Origin of the sequence: Chitinimonas sp., assembly GCF_041904975.1 — a bacterium.
In the GTDB taxonomy this organism is placed as follows: domain Bacteria; phylum Pseudomonadota; class Gammaproteobacteria; order Burkholderiales; family Chitinimonadaceae; genus Chitinimonas.
Genome location: NZ_JAYRLZ010000082.1, coordinates 1 through 16,303 on the forward strand (window position 1 = coordinate 1; position 16,303 = coordinate 16,303).

Genomic DNA, 16,303 nt, shown 5'->3' on the forward strand with positions numbered 1-16,303 from the left:
TTATCCGAGCTGAACGGGCACGCAGGCTTAGCGAGCTGCGCAATACAGCAGTACACCGATGGGTAGCAGCAGCGCGAGAAAGCCGAGGTAAACATAGGCCTGCGCCCCGAACAGGGCGCCGAAGCCAAAGGCGAGCACCGGCCAGATGAATTTGCGCGCACGCTGGGTCACCGACTCAGGCGCACCGCCGCGCACGATGTCGACCAGATCGATCACGATCTGCGTCACATTGCCGGTCATCACCGTGGTGGGGCTGTGCTGGGTGAAAACCAGGCGGCTTGCGGCGTTCTGCACCCCCATGGCCATGGCACCGACGATGCCGGCGGCAATGGCCAACGGCGCTTGCGGCGACAGATGATCGGTGCCAGCCATGCCCAGCAGCATAAAGCCGACCAGCAAGGCAGCTTGCGCCAACAGTACCGGCGCTTTCGCGGCGCGCTGCCGGCGCTCCAGCGCCAGTACCAACAAGCGGGTGGCGGCAACAGCCAGGATAAACGCCGGGAAGGCCAGCAGCTTGATCAATACCCCATGCGATGGACGTGCCAGTTCACTGCCGATCAGCACGAAGTTGCCGGTGACATGGGCGGTAAACAGGCCGAACAAGGCGATAAAGCCGAGGGTGTCGACGTAACCTGCGGCAAAGGCCATGGCAATGGCCAGCCGCTTGTCATCAACCGGTTTGCTTTCCTCGCTCATGACAGCAGTGCTCCGTGTGGGCTGGCTGCCAGCCAGACCAGCCCGGCAACCATGCCGATATGTTCCAGAAAGGTGGTCAGTTGCATACGTTGCTCGCGTCCCTGGGTGCGCCAGAAATCGTGAAACACCAGCGTTGCCATCAAGGTGAAACCGGCCAAGGCCAGGGCGCCCAGGCTGGCGTGCCAGCCCAGTGCCACCATCAGGCCGCCAGCCAGTTGCACGGCAATGGTGCAAGCCAGCGCCAGAGCCGGGAAGGGCAGCCGTTTGCGGCTGACTTCGGTCAGCCCCTCCTGCCAGAACAGCAGTTTTTCTCCGGCGCTATACAAGAACACGGCCGCCATGCCCAGCCGCACCGCCGTGCCCAGCCAGGGCAGCTGTTGCCAAGAAATAGTCAACATATCAGAAGGCGAAGCAGCTGCAGCCGAGCGCGCCCCAGAAGCCGCTGAAGTCGGCAACCGGCACATCGGCACCGCGTGCTTTCTCGTGTGCATGGGCATGGACGTGGCAAGCGCCGACGCAAGCATGTGGCAGGGCAGCGGCTGGTCGGTAGTGGCCTGGCACGCGCTTGACCGGCGACCATTCCGGCAGCACCGGAATCGGCGGCGGTGCCAGCGGGGTGAACTCGGCCGCGCCATAGACGATGCGGCCATTCACCACGGTGAGTACCGATTCGATCGCCTTGATGTCGTCTTCCGGCACGGTGAAGAAGTCAGCCGTCAACACCGCCAGATCGGCAAACTGGCCGGCCTGGATGCGGCCCTTGCGTCCCTGCTCGTTGGAGAACCAGGCGCTGCCAGCGGTCCACAGTTCCAGTGCTACATGCCGCGGCAGCTGGTTGGCAGCGTCATACAAGCGCATGCCGCCCACCGTGCGGCCGCTGACCAGCCAGTACAGCGCGGTCCACGGGTTGTAACTGGCGACGCGGGTGGCATCGGTGCCGGCACCGACCGGCACGCCGGCAGCCAGCATCTGCTGGATGGGCGGCGTGTGCCGGGCGGCATTGGCGCCATAGCGCTCGACGAAGTATTCGCCCTGGAAAGCGATGCGGTGCTGGATGGCAATGCCGCCGCCCAGCGCCTTCACCCGGTCGATATTGCGTGGCGAAATGGTTTCGGCGTGATCGAACAGCCAGTGCAGGCCGTCGAAGGGAATGTCGCGGTTCACTTTTTCGAATACATCGAGCATGCGCGAGATCGACTGGTCATAGGTGGCATGCAGCCGGAACGGCCAGCGCTTGCTGACCAGATGGCGCACCACCTGCTCCAGCTCGTCCTCCATTTGTGCCGCCAGCTCCGGGCGTGGCTCAAGGAAGTCTTCAAAATCGGCAGCCGAGAACACCAGCATTTCACCGGCACCGTTATGGCGGAAGAAGTCGCTGCCTTGCCCTGGCGACACCATCTCGGTCCATTGCTGGAAGTCTTCCAGCTCCTGGCCTTTGCGCTGGGTGAACAGGTTGTAGGCGATACGGATGGTCAGCTGACCGTCTTTGGCTAGTTGCTCTACCACCTGGTAGTCGTCCGGGTAGTTCTGGAAACCGCCGCCGGCATCAATGGCGCTGGTGAGGCCAAGTCGATTGAGTTCGCGCATGAACTGGCGGGTGGAATTGATCTGCTGCTCGATCGGCAATTTCGGGCCGCGCGCCAAGGTGGCGTACAGGATCATGGCATTGGGCCGTGCGATCAGCAGGCCGGTCGGGTTGCCGGCGCTGTCGCGCTGGATTTCGCCACCGGGCGGATTGGGCGTGTCCTTGGTGTAGCCGACTGCCTGCAAGGCGGCGCGGTTGAGCAGGGCGCGGTCATACAGATGCAGGATGAAAACCGGGGTGTCGGGCGCGGCAGCATTGATTTCGTCGAGGGTGGGCATGCGCTTTTCGGCGAACTGGAATTCGCTCCAACCGCCTACGACCCGCACCCACTGAGGGCTGGGGGTGATATCGGCCTGCTGCTTGAGCATGCGCAAGGCATCGGCCACCGAAGGCACGCCTTCCCAGCGCAACTCCAAGTTGTAATTCAAGCCGCCACGGATCAGGTGCAGGTGGGAGTCATTCAGCCCCGGAATCACCGTGCGGCCGTTCAGATCGATCAGCTGGGTGGCTGGGCCCTGATGGCGCATCGCTTCTTCGGCATCGCCAACCGCCAGGAATTTGCCATCGGCAATGGCTACGGCACTGGCAGTGGGCTTGGCCGGATCGATGGTATGGAATCGGCCGTTCAATAGAATCAGGTCTGCGCTCATGTCGGGTCTTTCTTTACTACGTCGCCACGTGGGTGGGCGGGGGAGGAGGGTGCAGCTTGGGCAAGCGCGGCCGGCTTGCCTAGCTGGCGCTGGATGATCGGCACCGCCTGCTCGCCAAGCAAGATGCCCAGCAATCCGCATAGCGCAACCAGGGGTGGTGCTGGCGAGCGCACCTGGAGCAGGGCATAGATGGCGCCGATCAACAGGCCGGCGCCCAGCGAAACCAGATAGATCTTCATGCCGGGCGCCTTCCGGTTAATGGCCTTCGGCGCCGCCGAACATGGTCTTGGCGTAGATCAGGCCCAGGCCATAGCCGCCGCCGTGGGCAACTGCCGTTGCCACGGTCTGGTTATAGGTGGCGCTGCGTGCCCAGTCGCGTTGCAGTTCGAGCAGGTATTGCACCGAGGTCATCGGGCGCACGCCGGCCTGGATCATGCGTTCCATGGCGCGCTGATGGGCCTCATCGGTCACATCGCCGCAGGCATCGGCGATCACATACACTTCAAAACCCTGATCGAGCGCCGACAGGGCTGGGCCGACGATGCATACCGAGGTCCACAGGCCGGCCAGCACGATCCGGCCCTTGCCGATGCGATTCACTTCAACGGCAATGCGCTCGTCTTCCCAGGTATTCATGCTGGTACGGTCGATTACCGCTGCATCGGGGAATACCGATTTGATCTCGTCGAACATCGGGCCGGAAAACGACTTCTCGGCCACGGTGGTCAGGATGGTGGCTACGCCGAATTCCTTGGCGGCCTTGGCCACCAGGGCGGCGTTGTTGCGCAGATGGACCATATCGATGGAATGGGTGGCAAACGCCATTTGCGACTGGTGATCGATCATGATCAGGGTGTGGTCGTGCGGATTCAGCAAGGTCTTGCCGGGGGCGGCGTGAGCGATAGGCATGGGTATCCCTTTGGGTTGTATCAAAAAATTAGAAAAAGACTTGCCTTTGCGTTAAGGTAAAAAGCCTTGATTCACATGGCGCCAATACGGGAGTTCCGTCAGGCGGCGCGCACTTTATCAGCCTGCATGAGAATTTGCTAATGAAGATATTCGACCGCTACTTTCGAAAATTTCGATCATGAAGCTAAGCCTGGAGTCTTTACTGGTCATCGATGCGATCGACCGTTGCGGCACCTTCGCGGCCGCAGCGAGCGAGCTGCACCGCGTGCCGTCTTCGCTCAGCTATCTGGTGCAAAAGCTGGAGTCGGATCTGGGCGTGACCGTGTTTGATCGCAGCGGACACCGCGCCAAATTGACGGCAACCGGCGCCTTGCTGCTGGGAGAAGGACGGCGCCTATTGCATGCCGCCAGCACACTGGAAGCACGCGCGCGGCGGGTGGAGACCGGCTGGGAGACCGAATTGCGCATTGCCGTTGATGCCATCGTGCCGTTTCAGGCGCTGCTACCGTATATCGCCGCGTTTTATGGTGAGCGATCTTTCACCCGGCTGCGCTTTTCGCACGAGGTGTTGGGTGGTGGATGGGATGCTCTGTTTACCGAGCGCGCCGATCTGGTGGTCGGTGCGGTGGGCGACCCGCCTCCCTTGCCCGGCTTTGCTATCCATGCCATCGGTGAGCTGGCCTCGGTGTTTTGCGTGGCGAATGGTCATCCGCTGGCGGCACAGCCGCAGCCGCTGGATGGCCTCGCCATTGCCCAGCACCGGGTGGTGGCAATCGGCGACACCTCGCATCGCCTGCCGCCGCGCGACTTGAACCTGACCCAGGGGCAAGACTGCCTGGTAGTACCGAATCTGGACGCCAAGCTGCACGCCATTCTGGCCGGCCTCGGTGTCGGGCATCTGCCGCGCTGCCTCGCCGACCCGCATATCGCGGCCGGGCGTCTGCAGGCGATGCAGCTCAAGGAAAACCGGCCCCCGCTGCGCTTTCATCTTGCCTGGAAAGCCGACGACAAAGGTCGCGCGCTCGCCTGGTGGGTAAAGCAACTGAATCGGGTGGACTTCATGAATGAAGTAGCCGGTCTGGCCTGAAGCGGCAGATACGACGGGCATTGCCATGGCGCACTGCAATAGTAAGCTTGCGGCCGTGCGAGCGGGGCAGGGTCGTATTCGCTGGCTTGGCCTTGCGTTTGCTCATTCTCGGAACCACACAAACTGGAGAAATTGCGTGCTTAACCGCCTGCTTTGCAGCTGCATTGGCCTGCCTCTGATGATGGTCTTGGGGGGCTGTGCCATTTCGGTCGGCAATGTGCCGCGTAATCAGCCGGCCAAGAACTGGCAGGGCAAGGAGGTGCCGCCCGGCGCGCGCCAGCCCTATGACACGGCAGGCGAAACCACGGTGGCGCTGTCGTTTTCCGGCGGTGGCACCCGTGCGGCCGCCTTTGCCTTTGGCGCATTGCAGGGCCTGGACAGCCTCAGGGGCGGCAATACGCAAAGCCTGCTGGACCAGTTGAATTTCATCACCGCCGTTTCTGGCGGCTCAATGACGGCGGCCTACTATGGCCTGCACGGCAAAGCGGCGCTGGGCAGCTTTCGCGAGGCTGCCTTGCTGCGCGATGGCGAGGCTGATCTGCGCTTCAGCCTGATCAACCCTCTGAATATCGCACGCCTGATGTCGGGTGGGCTGAATGATCGCAGCACCTTGCAACACTGGCTGGAAGACGATCTGTTCAAGGGCGCGACCTTTGCCGATATGTATCGGCGCGGTAAGCCCACGGTATGGATCAATGCCACCAATCTGTATAACCGCGTGGCCTTTCCATTCCACGAGCGCGCCTTTGATGCCTTGTGCAGCGATCTGGCCAGCTATCCGGTATCGGAAGCGGTCGCCGCTTCCATGGCGGTGCCACTGTTCTTTGCGCCTATCGTGCTGGAAAAACATCCGGAAAGCTGCCAGGCGCCCCTGGCCGAATGGCTTGACGGCTATGCGCGCGGCTACAGCGATTCGCTGCTGATGCGCTCCTTGGCCCAGTCCATCCATGATCTGCGCGATACCAGCAGCGGGCGCTATGTGAAGCTGGTGGATGGCGGTATTACCGACAACTATGGTCTGGCCAGCCTGCAGCAATCGCGCTTGCTGACCGGTACGCCCTATGGGCCGTTGTCCGCCAAGGACGCGGTAACCATCAAGAACCTGCTGTTTGTGGTGGTAGATGCCGGCCAGAGCGCAGCTGGCGACTGGAACCGGGAAATGAAAGGCCCGTCGGGCATCGACCTGGCCGTAGCCTCGATCGACGCGGCAATCGATACCAATGTGCGCATGAGCTACGACAGCTTCGTGCCGATGATGAAAGCCTGGCAGGAATCGATTACCCGCTATCGTTGCGAGTTGCCGGCCAATGAGCAGCAGCGCATCAAGGCAGCCAATCCTGCGTGGCAATGCGACGATGTGTCGTTCGTGGTGACACGCATATCGTTCCGTGATTTGAGCAGCCAGGAAGCGGATCGCCTCAACACCATCCCGCTGCGCCTGACTTTGCCGGCACGCGATGTCGACGATCTGATCGAAGCCGGCAAAAAGGCCGTGTTGATCAATCCGACCATACGTGCGTTTGAAGCCCGGGTAAGCAACTAGCACTATCGCGCAAGCTGCCAATGCGTTGCTACGCCAGCTTGGGGAAGCTCTGAACGAATCGAGTTTCCAACTTGATTCGCAGGCTCCGGGAAAGCCCGGGACTTGGCGCAAAGCAAGTACGTTGTTGATTTTTGCAGATTCATTCCTCCGCCTCCGTTCCCGCATTGCGCGGGGGAACCACGGTTTTGGCGCGTAAGTGGATTCGTTCAGGGCTTCCTTCGGAAAGCCGTGTCGACACTGTCCCCGGTTCGGCCGCTCCGAAAGCCGCATGTGTCCGTGTCCATGGGCTGCGATACAGGCAGCTCCGGCTATTTTGCCCGATCTGCCCTGCAGCGATCGGCAAGTCTGTCCTGGTTCGCCATTGCCGGGCCTTGCGCGATGGCGTCTGATCCAGGCTGCTGTACCTTGCTCTGTTCGTGCCGTTTCGGCGCGCTTCGTCCCTGCGTCCCCCTTTCGCACTGCACCAAAACCCACAGTGGCTAGGCATTTCGTTGCATCGGGCTTCCCCTCAGCCGGATTGGCAAATTTCGCTGCCAAGGCGGCGGAATCAGTCAAGATTGCCCGGGCTGTTTTGTTCGATAGTCAGGCCACGCAACAGCGAAGCAGTGGCCGGCCGGCGCGCTTGCCACTGGTGGATAAGAGCGAATTGAGCAAAGGAGCAGTGAGCGATGAAAGCCAAGCAAGCGATCACACTATTGTCATGGATGCTGGCTGGAACCTGGAGTGCCCATGCGGCACCGGCACCGGGCAGCATTGCCGAGCACCTGGAGGGCGGCATGCTTCACGAACCGCAAATGCCCTTCGTGCGCCAGGCCCTGCCGCCAACGCGCGAGCAAATGCTGTATGACCTGCCAGCCACGCAAAAGCCGCGCCTTGATCTGATGACGCAACAGCAGCTGCGCAGCGTGTCACCTTCGCTTATCAAGGCGCTGGCCAGCATTGCTGCTTGCGAAAACATGGACACGCTGGCCGGCTATTCCGGCTCGGCGCTGGCCGATTACCTCGTTGCCCTTCCGAGCTATGAATGCCATTACGGTCTGTTTTCGCTGACTGCAAGCCAGGCAGCCGTCATCTACTCGCCGGCCAACTTTGCCGCCGTTGCCGATCGCTTTGTGGTGGAGGCGGGGCGCTACGATGCGAGCAATATCGCTCTGGTCAATTTGCTGATCTATCTGCGCGCTGGCTACTACCTGGCGAGCGGAGGAACCCTGGCGGCGCCTTCGCCTGCGCTGATCACCACGATGCGGCCAGCCATCAAGCAGCTGATCGATGGCTCGGTGCTATTCAAGTCCAACAGCAAGGGCAGCAGTACCGCCAATGAAACATTCAAATTGATTACCAACCAGTCCGACGAGGCCTTTTATCTCGGCAGCATACGCAATGTGTTCGAGCGCTATACCAATACGCCGGCCAATCCCAATGCCAGCGAGGCTTTGAAGAACTACAGCGCCGGAGCGGGATTTTCCGGCGCGTTGGTGGTGATCTACTACGCGCACTTCCGGCCAGACAGCAAGGCACTGCTGCAGGGCGATCCCAGCTATGCCATAGCCCTGAATAACTTCGTGTTGAACAACAAGGCCAGCCTGCTTGGTAGCAGCGTTGAATACGACTTGAACGATGCGGCGACCGAAGCCTATCGTTTTCTCAAATATCCCGCGCTCAAGCCGACCGTCAAGCCAATGGTGCAAAACATCCTGGCCACCACCAGCATGACGGGGGTCGATAGCGCGCTATGGCTGGCTGGAGCCAATGCGGTCAAGTACTACGACAATGCCAGTTGTAGCGACTATGGCAGCTGTAACTTCGAAACCGCCCTGGCCAATGCCGTACTGAGCCACAGCTATACCTGCAGCCCTTCCATCCATATCCGTTCGCAGCAGCTGACCGATGCACAGATGCAGACTGCCTGCCAGCAAATGCAGGCAGAGGAAGGCTATTTCCATACCATGCTGCAGACCGGCAAGGTGCCGGTGAAAGACGACGGCAATACTTCGCTGGAAGTAGTGGTGTTCAACGATTCCAGCAACTACCAGAAATATGCCGGCACGCTGTTCGGCATCAGCACCAATAATGGCGGCATGTATCTGGAAGGCAATCCGGCGGCCGCCGGCAACCAGGCGCGCTTTATTGCCTATGAGGCCTCATGGTTGCGTCCTAGCTTCAAGATCTGGAATCTGGAGCATGAATACATCCATTATCTGGACGGGCGCTTCGATACCTATGGCGACTTCGCCCTGGAAACCAGCAAACCCACCGTATGGTGGATAGAGGGTCTGGCGGAATACCTGTCACTGCGCAATAACAACCCAACGGCGATCAGTGCGGCGCAAAAGGGTAGCTACAAGCTCAGCGAGATCTTCCAGAACACCTATGCGATGAATGACTATGTGGAGCGGGCCTATCGCTGGGGCTATATGGCGGTACGCTTCATGAATGAGAAGCATCGCAGCGATATCGACGCCATCTTGCCGCGCTTTCGCGTCGGCGACTATGCCGGCTACGACAGTTATATGAAGCAGATCGGCACCCGTTACGATGCCGAGTTCGCCAGCTGGGCAGCTGCAGCCACCACCAGCGGTGAGCCGCCGCTTCCGGGCGACAGCAGCCCGCTGCCTGCCTGCCCCTCGACGAGCGAGCTAAGCAACGGCTGCAGCATTGGCGGCCTGGCGTCGAGCTATCAGGCTTACGCCCACCTGTGGCTGCCCACAGGTGCAAAGAATCTGCAGTTCTGGACCATGGGCGGTAGCGGCGATGTCGATCTGTACGTGGCTGCCGACCGCTATCCGACCACCAGCAATTTCGACCAAGCCTCCACCGATATCGGCAACGCCGAACGGGTCAGCATTGCCACGCCGGCCACCTGGAAGTGGTACTACATCACCTTGCGCGCCAAGCAGCCCTGTACCGGCGTCTCCATCAATGCCAGTTACGACTTGGCACCCTGAGTCCGCCAAGGACAGGGCTGGCCCCAGCGAGGCGGGGCCAGCCCGTAGCGGGCAAAAAACTGCGGCGAAGCGTGGTGCAGACGCTATAACCATGGCATAGCGGTTTTCCCGTACCCGTGGATGAACGGTCTGCACAAAGGGTGTGAACGATGCTCTGGCAACAGGCAATGCTGTCTCGCAGTCAAATGGTCAGCCAGCTCAGCGATATGCTGATTGTCGAATCACTGTTTGATCGGTTGCCCGATGTCGTGTTTTCGGTAAAGGATACCGAGGGGCGCTATCTCAGTGTCAGCAATGGCTGCCTGCCACGCTGTCGTCTGCGCAACAAGCGCGATGGCGTTGGCCGGACTGCGCGGGAATTGTTTCCCAGCCATATGGCCGAGCGCTATTGCCGGCAGGATGTTGAAGTATTCAAGGCCGGCAAGGCCGTCATCGATAGCCTCGATCAAACCGTATTCAACGACGGCAGCGCGGGCTGGTGCCTGTCCAACAAGCATGCAGTGCGCAATTCACGCGGCGAGCTGTTGGGGCTGGTGTGCATCTCCAAGGATCTGACCGAATTGTCGCGCGAGGGGCTGATCGATGCGCGTTTTGCCAGTACCGTCGACTTTATCCATGCCAATTACAGCCGCCATCTGTGCCTGCAGGAACTGGCCGAACAGGCCAATCTGTCGATCGCCCAGCTCGATCGGCGCATGAAGCGGGTATTCCAGCTCAGCACCGCAGAATTCGTCCGACGTACCCGCCTGGAGGCGGCCTTGCAGGCCATTGCCGACAGTCGGCGCTCACTGGCCGATATCGCGGCAGCTACCGGGTTTTCTGATCAGAGTGCCTTGCATCGTCTGTGCCGGCGCGCAACCGGCTTGAGTCCTTTGCAGTTTCGCCGCCAGCAAGGCGGACAGAACGCCCCATGAGCATAAGCGCGACCAACCCAGGCCGGCGCCCGGGTCTGCAGCCTTCGCTGCCGGCATCAGCCCAATACGATCTTGTCGTCTTTCAGGCGAATGCGACAGGCGCCACGGTCTTCCATTACCTGTAACAGTTTTTGCCCGACCTGCAGATTCACGCCGCTATAGATCGCCTTGCCGATCACGATGCTGGCGCCTTCCGCCAACTCGATCTGTTCGGCCAATTGCTGCAGTCGCGCATCGTACTGGGCCACTTCGGCATCGATTTGGTCGCGAGTCTTTTCAGCTTTCTCGCGCACGCCGCCCTGGCCCTTGCCCGGATTCTTGTCCAGAAACGCCAGCAGCTGGCGGATTTTGGCGCCGTCGTCGAGCTTGCGCTTGCGGGTCTGCTCGATATTGATCCGCTCCACATTCAGGCGTGGATCGAAGCCTACCTGGATCACCGTGGGCGTGCCGGAACTCGAGCCCAGCGTACCGGCGCGCACCATCATCAGCGCACGCGCCTGACCGCCGACAATCTGCCCAAGTCCTGCTCCCTTGCCGACCGTGATGGTGTCGCTGGCAAACAACTCGCTCTGGCGCGCCGCGGTTTCCAGGGTGATGGCCTTGCCGGCCTGCACATGGGCATATTCGGCAAACTTGGCCTGCACCGAGCCATTGCATTCGATATGGGCCGTTTCCAGTGCGCCCTGGGCACTTTCGGCGCGACCGACTATGCCGCCTTTGGCTGATACATCGCCACCGGCGACGATCTTTGCCGCCTCGATCGTCCCTTCGACAATCACATCGCCGGCCACCCGCACCGACATGCCGGCATGGATATCGCCCTTGACATTGAGCGTGCCGTCAAACACCACATTGCCGCTGGCCAGATTCACCTCATCGACTACTACTACCGTGTTGACGATGGCACCGCCGTCAACAATCTTCGGCTGGCCGGCAATGGCAGAGCGCAACAGGTTCGGATCACTCGCATCTGCCTCGACCCCCACCAGGCCCTTGGCGAATCCAGGATCGGGCGTCGGTTTGACCGGAACGATCTGGCCGCACACATTCATGCCGCTCTTGCCCGGAACGGCCGGCACCCGCCGCATGATGGGCACACCGGCCTCGACCAGCAGCAGATTGCCAAGGTCGCGGTAATCCACTTCGGCATACTGATTATCTTCATGCCGACTGGCGTGGATCTCTTCCAGCAAGCTGTCGAAATGGGCATCAATACCGGGAATCGGTTCGGTACCAACCGCGATGGTGCGGTCGATGCAACTGCCTGCCAGAATCACCTCGTTCAGAACCTCGATCATCAAGCCGTGGACTATGCCACGCGCCTTGATCGCTGCATTGACTTCGCCCACCGAAACCGACTTTCCGCCTTGCGGGGCAAGCAGGGTCATCCAGGCGGTCATGCGATCCGGAGCGAGCTTTACTTCCACGCTACCATTGCGCCGCTGGCCGACAATGGCGTCCAGCCGGCTGGCAGCGCCTTCTTCAGGCGCAATCTCGCTACGCGCTTGGCGGGCGGCTTTGCATTGCGCAACAAAGGCCTCCACTGCACTGGCATCGATAAAGCATTGATCAAGGCCGGCATCGGCCAATACCGCGTGGATAGCCGCCGCATCAGGCGTTTCGCCCTCGGCATCGAGGTCAAAACTGATCGAAATCGCATGGGAATTTGCATCTTCGCTGGCGATTAAAGACATGGTTGTATCCACAATCTCACACGTGCTTCACAGTTTTTTAATATACGACTTAATTCGGGAAATACCTGTCACTCAGCCATACAAATCATCTTGTATTTCAACAAGCTGGCGCAATCAGGCTGGTGGCGAAGCCGCTTCTTGCCGGTAAACCGCGAGAGACAGCTTATAATCGCGCAACTTTGCCAATCAGAATGAATTCATGCCTGTACTGACCGTAGAAAACGCCTGCCTGGCCTTTGGCCATGTCCCTTTGCTTGACCATGCCGATTTCGCCATGGATGCCGGCGAGCGCATTGGCCTGATCGGGCGCAATGGCGCCGGGAAATCATCGCTGCTGAAGGCCATTGCCGGTGTAATCAAGCTCGACGACGGCATTGTGCGACTCAACAATCAGTCCAGAGTGGCCTATGTGCCGCAAGAACCGCCGATGGACCCAGCGGCCAGCGTATTCGATACGGTTGCCGAGGGCCTCGGGGATCTGCAGCAATTACTGTCTGAATACCACGCCACCGCTCACGCAGCCGAGCATGACCCGACCGTGCTCGGCCGCCTGACCGAATTGCAGCATGCGCTGGAAGCGCGCGACGGTTGGCGGCTGGACTCGCTGATTGCCAGTACGCTCAGCAGCCTGGGTTTGCCGGCCGACAAGAAGATCGGCGAGTTGTCGGGCGGCTGGAAAAAACGTGTGGCCCTGGCGCGCGCACTGGTGTGCGAGCCGGAAGTGCTGCTGCTCGATGAGCCGACCAACCATCTTGACCTCAATGCCATTGAATGGCTGGAAGGCCTGATTCGTGCCTTTCCCGGCGCGGTATTGCTGATCACCCATGATCGGCGCTTTCTCGACAACGTCGCCACCCGCATCATCGAGCTCGACCGCGGCAACATCACCAGCTATCCCGGCAATTTTGCGACCTACCAGCTGCGCAAGGCCGATATGCTGGCACAGGAGGCGGTCATCAACCGCAAGTTCGACAAGGTGCTGGCGCAAGAGGAAGTGTGGATACGCAAGGGTGTTGAAGCCCGTCGTACCCGCAATGAGGGTCGGGTGCGGCGGCTAGAGCAATTGCGACGCGAACGCAGCGAGCGGCGCGAGCGCGTAGGCAATGTCAATTTCACCCTGGATGCCGGCGAGCGCAGCGGCAAGCTGGTGGCCGAGCTGGAACAGGTCAGCAAGGGCTATGGCGGCCGTACCCTGATTCGCGACTTCACTACCCGCATCCTGCGCGGGGACAAGATCGGTCTGGTTGGCGCCAATGGTGCCGGCAAGACTACCTTGCTCAAGCTGATTCTCGGTGAAATCGCACCCGATAGCGGTACGGTCAAGGGTGGTACCGGCCAGCAGGTTGCTTATTTCGACCAATTTCGCGCTGCCTTGCCGGAAGACACGCCGATCTGTGATGTGATCAGCCCCGGCAGCGATTTCGTCGATATCGGCGGCGAGCGCAAGCATGTGATCAGCTATCTGGAAGACTTCCTGTTTGCGCCGGAACGTGCGCGCAGTCCGGTCAAGAGCCTGAGCGGTGGCGAGCGTGCGCGCCTGTTGCTGGCACGCCTGTTCACCCAGCCGGCCAATGTACTGGTACTGGATGAGCCCACCAATGATCTGGATATCGACACGCTGGAACTGCTGGAGGAATTGCTGGCCCGCTACACCGGGACCGTGTTCCTGGTCAGCCACGACCGGGCATTTCTCGACAATGTCGTCACCCAGGTGATTGCATTTGAAGGCGACGGCAAGCTGTTCGAGAATCCCGGCGGCTTTGACGACTGGCAGGCCGCCAAGGCGCGCATGCAGGCGGCGCCGGCGGCAAAGGCAGTGGCTAGCGATAGCCCGAAGGCAGCAGCGCCACGCGGCAATCGCGCCGTCAAGCTCAGCTTTAACGAGGTCAGGGAGCTGGAGCGCCTGCCTGAAGCGCTCGCCGAACTGGAGGCAGAACAGGCTGAGCTGCAGGCAAAGCTGCTTGACCCCAATGTGTATCGCGACGACCCGAAACAAGCCGCCAGCTGGCAGAGCCGGATAGAAGCCATCGATGTGGAAATGGTGGAAAAGCTGGAACGCTGGGAGTTACTTGAGAAGAAACAGCGCGGCGAAAGTTGATGGTGCTGGCGGGCAGGCCGCTTACTTCGGCAAGGGCAGGCGGGTGAGAATGCGCTCGAGCGTGCCATTGCGGCGGATTTCGGCCAGGCCGCGATTGAAGGCGGCTTGGGTCTGCAAATAGGTCGGGCGCTTTTTGGCAATGCCAAGGTAGAGCGGCATCTTTTGTACCGGCGGGTCGCGCCATTCCAGCCGTGCGGCCAGCGCGGGTTCCTTTTGCAGCAAATAGCCCGCCAGGGCCTGGTCGATCAGCACCAGATCGAGGCGGCCGGCAGCCAGCTTGCGCAGATTGGTCATATCGTCGACCGCATCATCCTTGTTGAGGTTGGCCGCCTCGAAAGCAGGCGGATTGGCGTAGCCGCGTACCGTTCCGATCTGGTATTCGCGCAGTGCGCCAAGATTGCGTACCTCGATCGGCTGCTCACGCCGACCATAAAAACCCAGCAGGGTTTCCACCAGCGGCTCGGAATAGGTCAGGTAATCATTGCGATCGGCCGAGTACCAGACGGCGACGACCGCATCGAAATTGCCGGCCCGTGTTTCGGCCAGCAGACGCGCCCAGGGACGGAACTCCACCTCGACCTCGTAACCCGCCGCTTCGAAAGCCGCGCGTGCAATGGCAACCACGGTACCGTTCTCCGCCATGGTGGGCGAAAAATACGGCGGATAGTCGGTGGATACCAGCTGCACCTTGGGGCCGGCCAGGCAGGCAAGCGAAAGCAGCAGTAGCGTAGTCCAGGCAAACACTCTCATGGGTTGCGCCTTCTGGGCTGGAACCTGTCTTGCATATTGTGGGTATAGCGCGATTGTGGCCTTGATGTCAGCCGATTGCTTTGCTGCCTGTGCTGCTTGAGCAAGCTGCGGACACTACCCGCTGCCTACAGCTACTGGTCTTTCGCAATGCGGTGAGCTATAGGAAACCAAGCTGCCTGACGTTTGCAACGATCGTGCAATGCAGCATAGAACGATCTCGAGTTGGTCTCAATTCCGGATAAATGGCTCGCATGGATCTCGACAGCATTGACCACTTCAAGCGGCAAACCGCGCACCGTGCGCCGACTGCCGGTGGCATATCTGTCGAAATCGTGCCGATCAGCCCCGATACCACCAATATCACCGTACTGGCGCGCTTTGCCCGAGATCGTGATCTGGTCAGCCTGCCGGTAGTTGAAAACGGCGTACCCATCGGCTTGATCAACCGCAATCTGTTCATGTCGGAGATGTCCACCCAGCAAAACCAGGCGCTATATGGCTCGCAGAGCTGCGTTGCCTTTATGGAACGCGATCCGCTGATCGTCGACGAAAAGCTCAATCTGGAAGCCCTGTCGTTCCGGGTGGTCGAACATGGCGAGCAAACCCTGGTTGCCGGCTTTATCGTTACCCGCGATCGCTACTACCTCGGCATGGGCTCGTGCTTGCGGCTGATGCGGCTGATTGCCAATCTGCAGGCGGAAAAAAACCGGCAGATCCGGCACTCGATCGAATATGCCGGCGTGATTCAGCAAGCCATCATGCGCGAGGCGCACGAAACCCTGATGGCAACCATACCCGACAGCGAACTGGTGTGGGAGCCGCGCGACGTGGTGGGTGGCGACTTCTATCACTTCGACCGGCAGGCAGATGGCTGGTTTGCCACGGTGGCCGATTGCACCGGCCATGGTGTACCGGGCGCGTTTATGACCCTGATCGCCTCATCGCTCCTGGTGCAGGCGATCGAGCGCAGTAATTTGCGCCGCCCGGCCGAGGTCATGGCCGGCCTCAATCGCGAGATCAAGCTACTGCTGGGGCAGGACGGCCCGAGGTCGGGCTTTGGTCAGTCTGACGACGGCCTTGACGGTGCCTTTTTCTGGTTTGACCGGGAGCGGCGCATGCTGACTTATGCAGCAGCCAAAACGCCACTGTTTGTGCTTTACCCCGATCGCGATGAGTTCGAAATCATCGAGGGTGATCGCATGGGCGTCGGCTATGTCGAAACGCCGCTCGACTATCAATGGCGCAGCAGCGAGGTGCCGGCGCCACCTGGAACGCTGATGTTTGTCACTACCGACGGCCTGGTCGACCAGATTGGCGGCCCCAAGCATCTGGCCTTTGGCAAGCGGCGCATCCGCGAGTCCATACTCGCCCAGCGCAAAGAACGTGCCGATGTGATCAGTATGGCCATGCTGAATGCCTACAGCCTGTGGCA

13 protein-coding genes are annotated in these 16,303 nt (G+C 60.6%); 6 read left to right on the forward strand and 7 right to left on the reverse strand.

Features of this window, described 5'->3' with window-relative positions; translation table 11 throughout:
• Positions 1–27: 27 nt before the first annotated feature.
• Genes ACE3OH_RS09810 through ACE3OH_RS09830 form a run of 5 tightly spaced genes read right to left on the reverse strand, consistent with a single transcriptional unit; the run spans position 28 to position 3,840 of the window.
• Entirely contained in the window at positions 28–696 is a 669-nt protein-coding gene (locus ACE3OH_RS09810) for a YoaK family protein (RefSeq protein ID WP_374351386.1), read from the reverse strand.
• The gene (locus tag ACE3OH_RS09815; RefSeq protein ID WP_374351388.1) at positions 693–1,094 is read right to left on the reverse strand and encodes a DoxX family protein; all 402 of its coding nucleotides are present in this window, start codon (positions 1,092–1,094) and stop codon (positions 693–695) included. The genes ACE3OH_RS09810 and ACE3OH_RS09815 overlap by 4 nt, the downstream gene beginning before the upstream one ends.
• 1 nt (position 1,095) lies before the next feature.
• Positions 1,096–2,931: an amidohydrolase gene (locus ACE3OH_RS09820; protein ID WP_374351390.1), complete on the reverse strand. Its 1,836-nt coding sequence runs from the start codon at positions 2,929–2,931 to the stop codon at positions 1,096–1,098.
• On the reverse strand, positions 2,928–3,170 hold the full coding sequence (locus ACE3OH_RS09825; RefSeq protein WP_374351392.1) for a DUF1427 family protein: 243 nt from the start codon (positions 3,168–3,170) through the stop codon (positions 2,928–2,930). The genes ACE3OH_RS09820 and ACE3OH_RS09825 overlap by 4 nt, the downstream gene beginning before the upstream one ends.
• Before the next feature lie 16 nt (positions 3,171–3,186).
• A complete protein-coding gene (locus ACE3OH_RS09830; protein ID WP_374351394.1) occupies positions 3,187–3,840 on the reverse strand; it encodes a hydrolase in 654 nt (217 codons plus the stop codon).
• Between the two features lie 178 nt (positions 3,841–4,018).
• Here ACE3OH_RS09830 and ACE3OH_RS09835 point away from each other — a divergent pair, with 178 nt between their 5' ends.
• From ACE3OH_RS09835 to ACE3OH_RS09850, 4 genes are all read left to right on the forward strand, one after another.
• Positions 4,019–4,927, forward strand: coding sequence for a LysR family transcriptional regulator (locus ACE3OH_RS09835; RefSeq protein WP_374351396.1), 909 nt, complete (start codon positions 4,019–4,021; stop codon positions 4,925–4,927).
• Between the two features lie 136 nt (positions 4,928–5,063).
• A complete protein-coding gene (locus tag ACE3OH_RS09840) occupies positions 5,064–6,470 on the forward strand; it encodes a patatin-like phospholipase family protein (RefSeq protein ID WP_374351398.1) in 1,407 nt (468 codons plus the stop codon).
• A gap of 668 nt (positions 6,471–7,138) precedes the next feature.
• Positions 7,139–9,415, forward strand: a complete 2,277-nt coding sequence (locus ACE3OH_RS09845) for a collagenase (protein WP_374351401.1) — start codon at positions 7,139–7,141, stop codon at positions 9,413–9,415.
• 167 nt (positions 9,416–9,582) lie between these two features.
• Positions 9,583–10,329 carry a helix-turn-helix domain-containing protein gene (locus ACE3OH_RS09850; RefSeq protein WP_374351403.1) on the forward strand — a complete coding sequence of 249 codons (747 nt, stop codon included), beginning with the start codon at positions 9,583–9,585 and terminating at the stop codon, positions 10,327–10,329.
• Between the two features lie 56 nt (positions 10,330–10,385).
• Here ACE3OH_RS09850 and ACE3OH_RS09855 read toward each other — a convergent pair whose 3' ends face one another.
• Positions 10,386–12,023, reverse strand: a complete 1,638-nt coding sequence (locus ACE3OH_RS09855; protein WP_374351405.1) for a DUF342 domain-containing protein — start codon at positions 12,021–12,023, stop codon at positions 10,386–10,388.
• Positions 12,024–12,222: 199 nt separating this feature from the next.
• Between ACE3OH_RS09855 and ACE3OH_RS09860 the strand changes: the two genes are divergently transcribed.
• Positions 12,223–14,121 carry an ATP-binding cassette domain-containing protein gene (locus ACE3OH_RS09860; RefSeq protein ID WP_374351407.1) on the forward strand — a complete coding sequence of 633 codons (1,899 nt, stop codon included), beginning with the start codon at positions 12,223–12,225 and terminating at the stop codon, positions 14,119–14,121.
• A gap of 21 nt (positions 14,122–14,142) precedes the next feature.
• Here ACE3OH_RS09860 and ACE3OH_RS09865 read toward each other — a convergent pair whose 3' ends face one another.
• Positions 14,143–14,871, reverse strand: coding sequence for a substrate-binding periplasmic protein (locus ACE3OH_RS09865; protein WP_374351409.1), 729 nt, complete (start codon positions 14,869–14,871; stop codon positions 14,143–14,145).
• Between the two features lie 242 nt (positions 14,872–15,113).
• Between ACE3OH_RS09865 and ACE3OH_RS09870 the strand changes: the two genes are divergently transcribed.
• On the forward strand, positions 15,114–16,303 hold a 1,190-nt coding region (locus ACE3OH_RS09870), incomplete at its 3' end, for a SpoIIE family protein phosphatase (RefSeq protein ID WP_374351411.1).